This is a genomic window from Thermogutta hypogea, assembly GCF_055386265.1.
This window is the reverse complement of record NZ_AP042425.1, coordinates 3,350,744-3,363,366: the sequence shown is the minus strand read 5'-3', so window position 1 is coordinate 3,363,366 and position 12,623 is coordinate 3,350,744. Positions and strand designations below refer to the sequence as shown.

The window sequence follows — 12,623 nt, the reverse complement described above, 5'->3', positions numbered from 1 at the left end:
TTGCGGCCCGCCCAACTCGGTTCCCGCCTGCAAGCCCGGCCCGGCATCCGGATATGACGGAAGACGATCGCGGCACGATACGAGTCGCTTCTCGGAGATGGTCGACCCATCCGATCGCGAATCCCCGGTGCGGCGTTCTTCCGTCGCGCTTTCGGAAAAGCGGCGTAGGTTGCTTGGGTAAGGCTTGCCGAGGACCGAGCCGCGAATTAAGGTAAGGAGCGTTCGGCGGAGTCGCTGGTGTGTTCGAGCTTTCTTCGATGCAAGGAGTGATTGCCATGAAGTTGCATGCAAGTCGACGGCGATTTTTGCAGACGTCGGCGGCGATCGGCGTGGGGTATTGGGTCGCGGGCGGCGTCCAGGCCCAAGAGAGCAAGTCGCCCAACGAAAAGATTCAGTTCGCCGCGATCGGCTTGGGCGGAAAAGGCCAGAGCGACTCGGCCGATGCCGGTAACTCCGGCGCCATGATCGCCATCTGCGACGTGGACGATCGCACGCTGAACGGGGCGGCCCAACGCTTCCCGGATGCCAAGAAGTACAACGACTTCCGCAAAATGCTGGAAGAGATGGGCGAAAAGATCGACGCCGTGACGGTTTCCACGCCGGACCACACGCACGCCGCGGCCGCCCTGATGGCGATGCGGATGGGCATCCACTGCTTCTGCCAGAAGCCGCTGACCAAGTCCATTTACGAAGCCCGATTGATGGGCCAAGTGGCCGCCGAGAAGAAAGTGGCCACGCAGATGGGCAACCAAGGCACCGCCAACGAGGCCCTCCGTCGCGCTGCGGCGATCATCAAGAAGGGCGTCTTGGGCAACGTCACCGAAGTGCACGTTTGGACGAACCGGCCCATCTGGCCGCAGGGCGGCGAGCGTGCCCCCGAGGCTCCCGTCCCGCCGTACTTGCACTGGGAAGAGTGGATCGGCCCGGCGCCGTTCCGGCCGCACGCCCCGGGTTACCACCCGTTCTCCTGGCGCGGTTGGTGGGATTTCGGCACCGGGGCGTTGGGTGACATGGCCTGCCACACGCTGAACATGCCCTATGCCGCCTTGGATTTGCGCGACCCGATCTCGGTCCAGGCCGAGACCTCCGGCCACAATCGGGACAGCTATCCCAAGTGGTCGGTGATCACGTACGAATTCCCCGCCAACGATTGGCGGCCGGCTGTGAAAATGAAGTGGTACGACGGCGGCAAGCGACCCGACAAGGAGCTATTCGCCGCCTTCAACGATCCGGACGCTCCCTCCGGCAGCGGTGCCTTGCTGATCGGCGAGAAGGCGACCATGTACGCCCCGGGCGACTACTGCGATCATTACAAGATCCTGCCGGAAGTCGCGATCCCCGAGGTGGAAATCCGCCGATCGCCGGGCCACTTCGAGGAGTGGGTCCAAGCCATCAAAGGCGGCGAGGCGGCCATGTCCAACTTCCCCAATTACGCCAGCCCGCTCACCGAAACCGTCCTGCTGGGGAACTTGGCCGTTTGGGTGGCCAATGAACCCGGCGTCGGCCCGAAGGTGGAATGGGACGCCAAGAACCTCAAGTCCACCAACGTTTCCGGCTTGGAACTGATCGTCAAGCCGGACTACCGCGAGGGCTACGTGCTGGACGTCTGAATCCCGCCTCGCGGAGGACGCATCCCGTCCTCGCCGTGATCCACCGCCGCCCGAGAATCGCCGAGCGATCATCTCCCTACGAATGCTCCATGCGATTCGTGAAGCGAACTCGGGCCGGCGGTTTTTTGCGCGCCCGCCGGTCGGCCGCGTACTCCGGCCGGACCGCATCATCCGCCCGGACGATGCCGCCGCTCGTGCGATGCCTCCGCGCGACTAAGCGAGGATGCCGTGAACGATCTCACCGTGAACATCGGTGAGTCGGAAATCGCGGCCCTGGAAGCGGTACGTCAATTTGGTGTGATCGATGCCCAACAGATGCAAGATCGTCGCGTTGAGGTCGTGGATATGGACGGGGTCGCGGACGATGTTGTAGCTGAAATCGTCGGTTTCGCCGTAGACGATGCCGGGCTTGACGCCCCCGCCGGCCAGCCACATCGTGAAGCATCGCGGATGATGGTCGCGGCCGTAATTCGTCTTGGTCAAGGTCCCCTGGCAGTAGATTGTGCGGCCGAATTCGCCGCCCCAAACCAGCAGGGTGTCTTCGAGCAATCCCCGCCGCTTGAGATCGAGGATTAGACCACGACACGCCTGATCCACGTCGCGGCACTGGAGCGGCAAGTCGCGCGGCAAATCGCCGTGATGATCCCAGCCGCGATGGAAGATCTGGATGAATCGCACGTCCCGCTCGGCCAAGCGGCGAGCCAGCAGGCAATTGGCGGCGAAGGTGCCGGGTTTGCGGGCGTCCTCGCCGTATAACTCGAACGTCTCCTCCGGCTCGCTCGATAGATCGGTCAGCTCCGGCACCGAAAACTGCATGCGATAGGCCATCTCGTATTGCGCGATGCGCGTCTGAATCTCGGGATCGCCCAGCGATTCGAAGAGCTTTTGATTGAGGGTCGAAATCGCATCTACGGCCTTTCGGCGGGATTCGGGGGAGACGCCCGGCGGATTGCTGAGATACAAGACCGGGTCGCCTTGAGATCGAAAGCTGACGCCCTGATGTTGCGAGGGGAGGAAGCCCGGCCCCCAAAGCCGCTCGTAAATCGCTTGCGCGTCGCGCTTGGCGCTCCAGGTGGAATGCAAGACGACGAACGTCGGCAGGTCCGCGTTCATGGACCCCAGCCCGTAGGAGAGCCAAGCCCCCAAACTCGGCCGGCCGGGGACTTGGGCGCCGGTCAGCAGATAGGTGATGGCGGGGTCGTGATTGATGGCCTCCGTGTACATGCTCTTCACGATGGCGATCTCATCCACCACCGTGGCCAAGTGGGGCAAAAGCTCGCTGATCCACGCCCCGGATCGGCCGTATTGGGCGAACTTGTAGATCGACGGGGCGACCGGGAATCGGCTTTGGCCCGAGGTCATCGTCGTCAGGCGCTGCCCCATGCGGACCGATTCCGGCAGGTCCGCGTCGAACAATTCCTGCATCTTGGGCTTGTAGTCGAACAGATCGAGCTGCGACGGAGCCCCGTTCATAATCATGTAGATGACCCGCTTGGCCTTGGGCGGGTGGTGCAGTTGCTCCAAAACGCCGGTAGCGCCGGGCTGATGCTCGGGGACGGCGGCCCGCCCGAGGCCGGGGTTGAGCAGGGAAGCCAAGGCGATCGGCCCCAAACCGCGGGCCATCCGGCCGAAAAACTGCCTTCGCGTTTCCAGTAATGCCCGTTCTTCTCGCGGGTCCATAAGCCTTGCTCCCATCGTGCGAACGGGGCGGACCGCGCCTCGCACGCGACGGCGATTTCCGAGGTCGGCGTACCCCCTCGCCTAGTTGTAAGCCGGAAGTATCCCGACTATTTCGTGACGGTTTCGTCCAGATTCAAGAGCGCGTTGCATACCATGGTCCAAGCCGCCAACTCCGTGTGCGGCAAGGATTCGTCGCGAGGGGCCTCGCCCACGCGCAGCAACTCCCCGGCTGCGTCGGGATGCTCCTCGAAATACCTCCGCTGCCATTGCAGCAAGTCCGACAAAACGGCTGTTTCTTCGGGCCGAGGCGGGCGTGAGGTCACCCAGCGAAACCCCAGCGCTATCCGTGTCTCGACCGGGGCGTCCTGCTCGCGGAGCAGGCGTTCGGCCATTTTTCGGGCGGCCTCCACGTAGCCCACATCATTCATCAACGCCAAGGCTTGCAGCGGCGTATTGGTCCGCGGGCGACGCACGACGCAGGATTCCCGGTTGGGGGCGTCGAAAACCACCAAGCCCGGCGGCGGCGAGGTCCGCTTCCAGAAGGTGTACAAGCTCCGCCGGTAGAGGCTCTCGCCGTGGTCCTGCACGAACTTGGCGGTATTGCTGGTGGTGTAGCCGACCGCCTCCCACAGGCCCGCCGGTTGGTACGGTTTCACGCTGGGCCCGCCGAGTTTCTCCACCAGCAAGCCGGAAGCGAACAGGGCCGTATCGCGAATCGCCTCCGCGTCCAGGCGATAGCGCGGACCCCGCGCCAGCAGCCGATTTTCGGGATCCTTGGCGAGAAGTTCGGGTGTGACGCGGGCCGTTTGCCGATAGGTCGAAGATGTTACCAGCATCCGCATCAAGCGTTTCACATCCCACCCGTTTTCCACGAAATCGACCGCTAACCAATCCAGCAGTTCGGGATGCGAGGGCCGCTCGCCCTGCGTGCCGAAGTCCTCGGCGGTCTTCACCAATCCCGTTCCGAAAACCTGCTGCCAAAACCGATTCACCGTGACCCGCGCGGTCAAAGGGTGGTTTGGTAGGACCAGCCACCGGGCCAAACCCAAACGGTTGCGGGGAAAGTCGGCGGGCATGGGGGGCAAGACGGCGGGAGTCCCCGGTTCGACTTTGTCCTTCGGCTTTTCGTAATCGCCCCGCTCCAGCAAGAATGCCTCGCGGGGTTGCGGGAGATCCGCCGAGACCAGCGTCCCCACGATCTCGTCTTCCAACCTCTTCAGCTTTTCTTCCAACTCCTTGGCCGCGGCGTGCAGCGGATCGAACGTTTCCCGGGAATCGGCGAAGACGTGCTCCACGAAGTAGTCTTGCAAACGCTTGCGCGCCGTCTCGTCTCGATCCTCCGGTTTGCGATCGAGGATTTCCAGGATCGGCTTGGGCACGGCGTCGCGTCCTACCTTGGTCTCTTGCAGCACCAGTTCCCACCGCCGCAGAGAGCGATAGGGTTGCCCCGCTTGCGGCGTTTTGGTCACGATGCCGGCCCGATCCCAATACACCGTGCCCCCGTGTTGCGTGAAGGCCCAACCGTTGATCTGACTGCCGGGCTGCAAGCCGACGTCGGCGGCGGGCACTTCCAGACGGACCCACTGACCCGGCGGCGGCAACTCGCCCTTGGAGCGGCGCGAGGGCGTGCCGTCCGCACCCCATTCGATCACGTTCTCGCCCCAATATGCCCGGTGTTCCCAAGAACCGTCGTTGAACTGCACCATGATTTCCCGCGGCGGATCGGCCGGATCGAGAAACACGTACGCGAACAGCACGTCGCCCTGGCCGATCATCAGAGGTTGCTTGGCACCGGTGAAAAAGTGCTGGGCCAGGCCGTCCGCCTTGCGCCGGAAGGACTTGGTCCCGCTAAACACGGGATGCTCCTCCCCCGCGGCGAACTCCCAGGGATGTCCGTCGAACTTCGGTTCCGCTCCGGCGGGCAGATCGTCCTCGACCCATACAATTTCCTGGGGAGTCAAATCGGCCGCGGCGTTCAACTCCGCCTCGGGGTCCTCGTACTCGATCTTCGCCAGGGCTTCCGCGATTTTCCCACGGACGTCTTGCAGTTCGGCCTCCAGCGCGGCCTTGGTGGTGGCTTGCTCGGGCGTAGGCAGCTTGACGATCGGCGGAGTCAGCTTGGCGTTTCCATCCATCGCCGGGTCAGCCATGCTGTAGAAGTAGGCGTACAGCCCGAAGAATTCCTTTTGCGAGATGGGGTCGAATTTATGGTCGTGGCAGACTGCGCAGCCTACGGTCAGACCCAAGAAGGCCGTGCCCACGGTAGAGGTGCGATCCACGGCGTATCGCACGAGGAACTCGGCGTCGATGGCCCCGCCCTCGCTTGTGGTAACGTTGCATCGATTGAAACCCGAGGCGACCTTTTGTTCCACGGTAGCGTCCGGCACAAGATCTCCCGCCACTTGATCGACGACGAAACGGTCGAATGACAGATTCCGGTTGAATGCCTGGATGACCCAGTCGCGATACGGCCAGATCGAGCGGTAATTGTCCAGGTGCAGGCCGTGGGTGTCGCCGTAGCGGGCCACATCCAACCAATATCGGGCCATGTGTTCCCCGTAGCGAGGCGACGCCAACAGGCGATCGACCACCTTTTCGTAGGCATCCGGCGAGTCGTCGGCGAGAAAGGCCTCCACCTCCTCCGGCGTAGGCGGCAGGCCGGTCAGATCGTAGGTCAACCGGCGGATCAAGGCGGGTTTGTCGGCCTCAGGAGAAGGCTCCAGACCTTCGGCTTCCAATCGGGCTAGGATGAACCGGTCCACGGGATTGCGGCACCAATCCGGACGGCCGACGTCGGGTAGATCGGGCCGGGAGGGTGAAAGGAACGCCCAATGCGGAGCGGCCTCGGCCCCCGAATCGATCCAGCGTCCGATCAACTCGATCTGCGCGGGGGTCAAAGTCTTGCCGGTGGACGGCGGCGGCATCCGCTCGGCCCCGTCCTCCGCTGTGATCCTGCGGAAAACCTCGCTCTCCGCGCGACTGCCGGGAACGATGTAACCGGAGTCGATCGCCTCCAGGATCGCATCCAGGCGGAGGTCGGCTTTGCGCGTGCCGGGATCCGGACCGTGGCACACATAGCAGTTGTCGGAGAAAATCGGACGCACTTGCCGATCGAAGTCCGGGACCGCAGCCTCTCCCGCCCATAACGAGAGCGGCCCAAGGACCATCCATCCTAGGGCCGGGAAAAAGCTGCGTTGCAGGGCGCGGGGAAGAAAAGGACGCCTCTCGGCGAAGACATCACGCAACAGTCGGGCCATGGGGAAGCTCCGTGGCGGGTTGAACCGTCGACTGTCGACCGATCGCCCGTCGATCACTCGGAGGAAGGCCGCCCGCCGAACGTAAACGACGCCGGTAGGTGAAGGTTGGGGAGCCGACTCGAATCGAATGTCACAATCGCCAGTCGCAATTGATTATAAACCGGCCTCAACAGCCGTCAAGCAATGATGGAAGCAGCGTCCTCCCAAACCAAGAGGCGTCTGATGGGGGAGATTCCCCGCTCTCCCGCGATCGAACGGCGGGCGCGGCGGCGTGCGGCCTGCTACGGCACTCCGGGAATGTTCCGATCCGAAGGAATCACTGCTTAGTGAACGAAATCCGCCTCTTTTTCCAGGTCGATTTCGTAACGGTCGAGACGGGGGGATACGGCGAAGAGGCGACCCGGCGGAATCGGCTCCCAATTCATGCCGCCGCAGGTTTCGGAGCCGACGAACACCGCCCGAACCTGCGTCAGATCCCTGCTTTCCAAGCGGATGGGGGAACCCCAGGCAACCCAAGGACGGCCGGCGCTTTCCGGATTCCAGTCGGCGGCATACAGCGGCTGCTGCGTTTGGTAAGCGAACACCCATCGCCCGTTGGACAGCACGAATTGCATGGATTCGGACGAGACGGAGCGGAGGGCGTCGCGAATGCTATCGACGATGTCGCGGGTCTTCTTGATGTTCTGAAGAATCCAATGGAACAGGACCTCCGAATCCGTGCCGCCCCGTAGCGAATTGCGATGGGCATGTTCCAGCAGGCCCGCCAAAGCCTCCCGATTCACCTTACCGGAATGGGCGAACATCCAATTGCGGTAGTGGAAAGGATGCGAGTCTTCCGGGCCCGGTGCAGCCTTTTCCTCGCGCACATGGGCGATCAACACGCGCGACTGACACGTGTGTTCCAGAGGTTCCGAATCCTTCCCGTTTTGTTCCGGCGAAGGATATTTGAACACGGCGGGGCGTGAGCCGTCGTACCAACCCAGGCCCCAGCCCGAGGCCCCGGCGCAATGCGGCAAACCCTCGCCCTTCGCCGCCGGCTCCGCCCGCAAGTGAACGTTGATCGGTTTTTGGGCAACCAGACCTAACAGACGACCCATTCGCTCTTAACCTTTCGCCGGCCGAAATGCTGCCCTACTTCGCATCCCGCGTTTTCTCGTGATTGTTGGGACTTGGATGGAACCAAGCCACCCTCTCGCCCCTCTGTTCCAACCGCGAAAACGTGGCCCGTTTGATGCGGCCGGCATGCGAAGCGCCCTTGCTATCCCTCAAGTATTGCCTTTTGGGCAAAAAAATTCAAACGTTTGGTCCTTGCAGGGACTAGCTCTTTCGAGGGGAAATCGCATGTCTCCCTGTCGTTCGGGCGTTGATCATGGGAAGGACCGTTCGCGCGTCGATCATGCGAAGGAAGGCGTCGCGCGAGTTTACGAAAACCGTTTGCGTTGCGCCGTCTCGGCGTTTACACTTGGCCGCTAGTCGCTCCCGTTGGGTGGGGAGCAATCCCGAGGCACAAAAGCTAGTGCATGCGTCGGGTAGTGTATGCGTCGGGAGTCTTTTAAGAAACCGCAATCCGAGGGAGGCACCTCCGATGTCCCGAAAGTTCACCCCGTCAGCCCGGCCCGTAAAGTTCGCCCGTCGCGATTGCCTGAAGCTGGCCGCTTCCACGGGGATCGCTTAGATGAACCCGCAGCCGGCGGCGGGAAATCTCGTCATTCTGCGATCTTCAGCACCTTAAGCCTTTGGCCGGTAGCGGCATCCCACACGACGGCCGTCGCGTCGGCGGAGGCAGTGACGATCCGTCGGCCGTCCGGACTAAAGGCCGCAGAAACAACCGGGGCGGTGTGCCCTTGGAGTACCAGAAGCTGTTCGCCGCTAGCGGCATCCCATACGATAGCCGTGTTGTCCCATGATGCGGTCACGATCCGCCGGCCGTCCGGACTAAAGGCCGCAGACCAGACCAGATGGGTATGCCCTTGGAGCACCAGAAGCTTTTCGCCGCTAGCTGCATCCCAGACGACGGCCGTGCCGCCCGATGCGGTCACGATCCGCCGGCCGTCGGGGCTAAAGGCGGCAGACAGAACCAACTCGGTGTGCCCTTGGAGCACCAGGAGCTTTTCGCCCGTGCCGGCATCCCACACAATGGCCGTGTTGTCGGTGGATGCGGTCACGATCCGCCGGCCGTCGGGGCTAAAGGCGGCAGACCAGAGCGGGTCGGAGTGCCCTTGGAGCACCATAAGCTTTTCGCCGCTGGCGGTATCCCACACGACGGCCGTCTTGTCGTCGGAGGCAGTGACGATCCGCCGGCCGTCCGGACTAAAGGCCGCAGACACAACCGAGTCGGTGTACCCTTGGAGCACCAGGAGCTTTTCGCCCGTGCCCGCATCCCAGACGATGGCCGTCTTGTCGCTAGATGCGGTCACGATCCGCCGGCCGTCCGGACTAAAGGCCGCAGACACAACCGAGTTGGTGTGCCCTTGGAGCACCAGAAGCTGTTCGCCGCTAGCCGCATCCCATACGACGGCCGTGCCGCCCGATGCGGTCACGATTCGCCGACCATCCGGACCGTAGGCGGCACGCAAGCACGGCGACTGCGTTGCAACAAACACCCCGGGGTCCACAGCGGCATCCACCACTCCCGATAATGAGCCGGTTTGACGCTGCGTTGCAACAAACGTCCCGGCGTCCACACCGGGCGGCGGCTCACCGTTCGAGACGGCGGGCTCTCTCGCCATTCCCGAGTCCGTGACAGGCTTCGGCTGCCCCAGCCCAGATAAGACCAACCCCAGCAATATCCCCGCGAGCAGGGCAATACCCGTCCCAAAAGCAAAGAGCATACGCGGCGGTACCGCTTTTCCCCCCGCGCCGCCGCTGGTGTGAGGCAATGGCGGCGGTTGGGGAGCAAACACCGGCTCCAGCGCCTCTTGCAACTGCCGTACATTGGCAAAACGCTCCTCCACGGCCGGGACCAGCATCCGCTCCAAGATCCCGTCGAAGGCCTTGGGGACCGTGGGGTTCAACTCCGACGCCGGCCGCCAGGCCCCCGCCGGTATGCGCCCCGTAAGAAGCTCGTAGACCGTCACGCCCAAGGCATAAATGTCGGCCCGGCCGTCCACCGCCCCCGGCCGCTCCCACTGCTCCGGCGCCATGTACTGCGGCGAGCCGATCGCCAACCCCGTCGCCGTCAGCCCCCGGGTCTCGCCTCCCAAACGCCTGGCTAGCCCCAAGTCGGCGATCTTGAGTTCGCCTTGGGGCGTGAGCAAGAGGTTCGAGGGCTTGATGTCCCGATGCACCAGCCCGGCCTCGTGGATCGTCCGCAACCCCTCGCAGGCCTGACGCAGCCAAACCAAGGCCTGGGCAAACGGGTATGCCTTTCCGGGCTGCTTGCGGATGACGTCTTGCAGACTCCCTCCGGCGAGCCACTCGGTGACCAAGGCCGGATAGCCCCGCCACTTGCCTTGACCGACAATCCTCACCAACCGCGGGTGCTTGAGGTTGCGGAGTTCGCTCACCTCGCGCTCAAAACGCCGCACCGCACCGGCGTCTTCCACCAAATGGGGATGAAGCAGCTTGACCGCCACCGGCTCGTTCGTCTTGATGACCCGCCCCTCGAAGACGACCGACATCCCCCCCTCGCCCACCAACCGCAGCAGGCGGACCGGACCGGCCTGGCCTGCTACACATGCCGGTTCCCCGGAGAGGCGCGGGCGAAAGACGAGAATCGGGCGACCGCAGCCCCGACAAGACTGCACCGCCGGCCCCGGCGCGGGCAGCTTGGTGCTCTGACAGTACGGACACCGGCCCACCCAGCGAGGCCCCGCCTCGGCCGCCCGGCCCCCGACGCGACACTCGAACTCGGCCGGACCTACCCGAAACCGCTGCCCCGCCTGGAGCCGCAGCTCGGTGACTTGGCCGCCCTGGTACTCCAGCACCGCCCCGGGGTCCACGCACCGCAGGATGACGCCCCCCGAGCCGTCCCATTCCACCTGGCAGTGGTGGCGCGACACCGCCGGGTCGTCGATCAGAAAGGTGTTGTCCGGGGCGCGACCGATGGAGAGCCCCCGGGCCACATAGACCTCATCCCCAAACTCCAGGTCGCAGCGGCACAGCAAGAGCCGATTGTCGCCGTCAGACGCCCCGCGGCTACTCATTATTTGCATCCCCACCGCCGCCGCAGCAAGCGGTTCATTGACACCCTGGGCAGCCGACCACGAACAGAGACTAGAAGGAACAACGCCATGTTAATCCGGCCCCCTGGAACGGTCAACCGCGCGGCGCCCCAGACTTGTTACCCATGATTAGAAATAGAAATGTCCCCTGGTAGGAATTCAAGGATCTGCCGAATCCGGCGGCGGAGCGGAAGACGAGCAGAGCGATTCCGGAAGGGAGCCGCCCGATTTCTCCCCGGCCCGCGCACCCGGCCCCGCCGGCCTCCCCGGACGGCTCGCCCGCAGCATTTCTACCGGCACCGACATTCCGTCCTCCGCAGCCGGGCATTCCGCCGTCGGCATCGGAGCGTACTCCGCGCGCTTCTCGCGGCACAAAGCCAAACCGTTCTCCTTCAACACCGGGGCCGCCTACCGATTCGACGCCCAATCTCGTAGCGCTGGACTAATATCGCCGCTCCCGCCACCCGGATTTTCGACCGAAAACGCTTGACCTGGCGATAGCTCATTCCCAGGATCTCGTTCGCCTTCACCAGCGAAATATCTCCCGCCTTCACCCGACCGAATACCTCCAACCTCGGCCACTTTTTCGCCCTTATCCGTAATGTCTCAATACCGACCTCCGGTCGGAGGGTTGATGGGGAGATGTCTATTTGCGCTGCAAAAGGGCATTGTTTATTTAGGCAGGATTTATTTGGGTAGGACAGGGTCGTCCGGCTTGACCTTGCCCGTTTCACGGGATTTCGCTAGGATGGGCGAACCTGGACGGGTGAGGTGCGCGGATTTGGAGGCCTCGCGACCCAGGCGCCACTGTCCTATCGGAAAGGATTTCCGATGCATCCCGCTACTCTTGAGCAGTTGAGCCTACTCGTGGGAGGCGAGTATGAGGGGCCGGCGGACCTGCCGGTTGAAGGGGCGGCTCCCATCCACGAGGTGAAGGCCGGCCAAATCACCCTCATCGACCGGCCGGACCGCATCTACCTTTTGCGAGACACCCAGGCCGCCGCGGTCGTCATCCCCAAAACCGTCTCGGAGTGTCCGCTGCCGGCCATCCGCGCCGACGACGTGCACCGTGCCTTTTCCGCGATCGTCGGCTTTTTTCGTCCGCCGCGAGCCGTGGAACGCAAGGGAATCCATCCCACGGCCGTCATCAGCCCCACGGCCGAACTCGGCGACGACGTCGAGGTCCATCCCTACGCCGTGATTGGGGACGGCGTGCGGATCGGGTCCGGAAGCACCATCCATTCCGGGGTCCGCATCCTGGATCACTGCCGCATCGGACGCAACGTGCAAATCTTCCCGAACGCCGTGCTGTACGAGAATACCGTCGTCGGCGACAATTGCCGCATCCATGCGGGGGTGGTCCTGGGCGCCTACGGATTCGGTTACGTCTGTCGCGACGGGCGGCACGTCCTTTCGGCCCAGTTGGGAAACGTCATCCTCGAGGACGATGTGGAAGTCGGCGCCAACACCACCATCGACCGCGGCACCTACGGCTCCACGGTCATCGGTGAAGGGACGAAAATCGATAATCAGGTGATGATCGCGCACAATTGCCGTATCGGACGACACAACATGCTGTGCGCCCAGGTCGGCATCGCGGGCAGCACGACGACGGGCGATTATGTGGTGATGGCCGGCCAGGTCGGCGTCCGGGATCACGTCCACATCGGCGACGGGGCGGTCTTGGGGGCGATGGCCGGTGTCATCCACGACATTCCGCCGCATTCGCGTTACGTCGGCATCCCCGCCACGCCGGAGCGCGAGCAGATGCTCAAGCAGGCGGCCTTCGCCAAGCTTCCCGAAATGCGGCGCCAGCTCAAGGAATTGCAAGAGACCGTCCGGCGGCTCGCGCCCGCCGAACCGGACCGGCGGCGCGAAGTGGCTTGAGGGGGATCGCCCCGACCGCCGCCCGA

The 12,623-nt window shown here is 63.7% G+C and carries 6 protein-coding genes; 2 read left to right on the top strand and 4 right to left on the bottom strand.

Annotated elements, in window-relative coordinates:
- Positions 1 to 275: 275 nt before the first annotated feature.
- A complete protein-coding gene (locus ACZ5B4_RS12105; RefSeq protein ID WP_464911490.1) occupies positions 276 to 1,610 on the top strand; it encodes a Gfo/Idh/MocA family protein in 1,335 nt (444 codons plus the stop codon).
- A 213-nt stretch (positions 1,611 to 1,823) separates the two neighbouring features.
- On the opposite strand, the gene ACZ5B4_RS12100 is transcribed toward ACZ5B4_RS12105, so the two are convergent.
- The 4 genes from ACZ5B4_RS12100 to ACZ5B4_RS12085 form a co-directional block, all read right to left on the bottom strand.
- Entirely contained in the window at positions 1,824 to 3,290 is a 1,467-nt protein-coding gene (locus tag ACZ5B4_RS12100) for a DUF1501 domain-containing protein (protein ID WP_464911489.1), read from the bottom strand.
- A gap of 107 nt (positions 3,291 to 3,397) precedes the next feature.
- A complete protein-coding gene (locus tag ACZ5B4_RS12095) occupies positions 3,398 to 6,547 on the bottom strand; it encodes a PSD1 and planctomycete cytochrome C domain-containing protein (RefSeq protein ID WP_464911488.1) in 3,150 nt (1,049 codons plus the stop codon).
- A 323-nt stretch (positions 6,548 to 6,870) separates the two neighbouring features.
- Entirely contained in the window at positions 6,871 to 7,644 is a 774-nt protein-coding gene (locus tag ACZ5B4_RS12090; protein ID WP_464911487.1) for a class II glutamine amidotransferase, read from the bottom strand.
- 609 nt (positions 7,645 to 8,253) lie between these two features.
- Positions 8,254 to 10,692, bottom strand: a complete 2,439-nt coding sequence (locus ACZ5B4_RS12085; protein WP_464911486.1) for a protein kinase domain-containing protein — start codon at positions 10,690 to 10,692, stop codon at positions 8,254 to 8,256.
- Between the two features lie 849 nt (positions 10,693 to 11,541).
- Here ACZ5B4_RS12085 and lpxD point away from each other — a divergent pair.
- Complete coding sequence (gene lpxD, locus ACZ5B4_RS12080; protein WP_464911485.1) at positions 11,542 to 12,597, top strand: UDP-3-O-(3-hydroxymyristoyl)glucosamine N-acyltransferase; 1,056 nt, start codon at positions 11,542 to 11,544, stop codon at positions 12,595 to 12,597.
- The last annotated feature ends 26 nt before the right edge of the window (positions 12,598 to 12,623 follow it).

Coding starts and splice junctions, on each gene's coding strand:
- ACZ5B4_RS12105 (WP_464911490.1), top strand. CDS start 276: ATGAAGTTGCATGCAAGTCGACGGCGATTTTTGCAGACGTCGGCGGCG.
- ACZ5B4_RS12100 (WP_464911489.1), bottom strand. CDS start 3,290: ATGGACCCGCGAGAAGAACGGGCATTACTGGAAACGCGAAGGCAGTTT.
- ACZ5B4_RS12095 (WP_464911488.1), bottom strand. CDS start 6,547: ATGGCCCGACTGTTGCGTGATGTCTTCGCCGAGAGGCGTCCTTTTCTT.
- ACZ5B4_RS12090 (WP_464911487.1), bottom strand. CDS start 7,644: ATGGGTCGTCTGTTAGGTCTGGTTGCCCAAAAACCGATCAACGTTCAC.
- ACZ5B4_RS12085 (WP_464911486.1), bottom strand. CDS start 10,692: ATGAGTAGCCGCGGGGCGTCTGACGGCGACAATCGGCTCTTGCTGTGC.
- lpxD (WP_464911485.1), top strand. CDS start 11,542: ATGCATCCCGCTACTCTTGAGCAGTTGAGCCTACTCGTGGGAGGCGAG.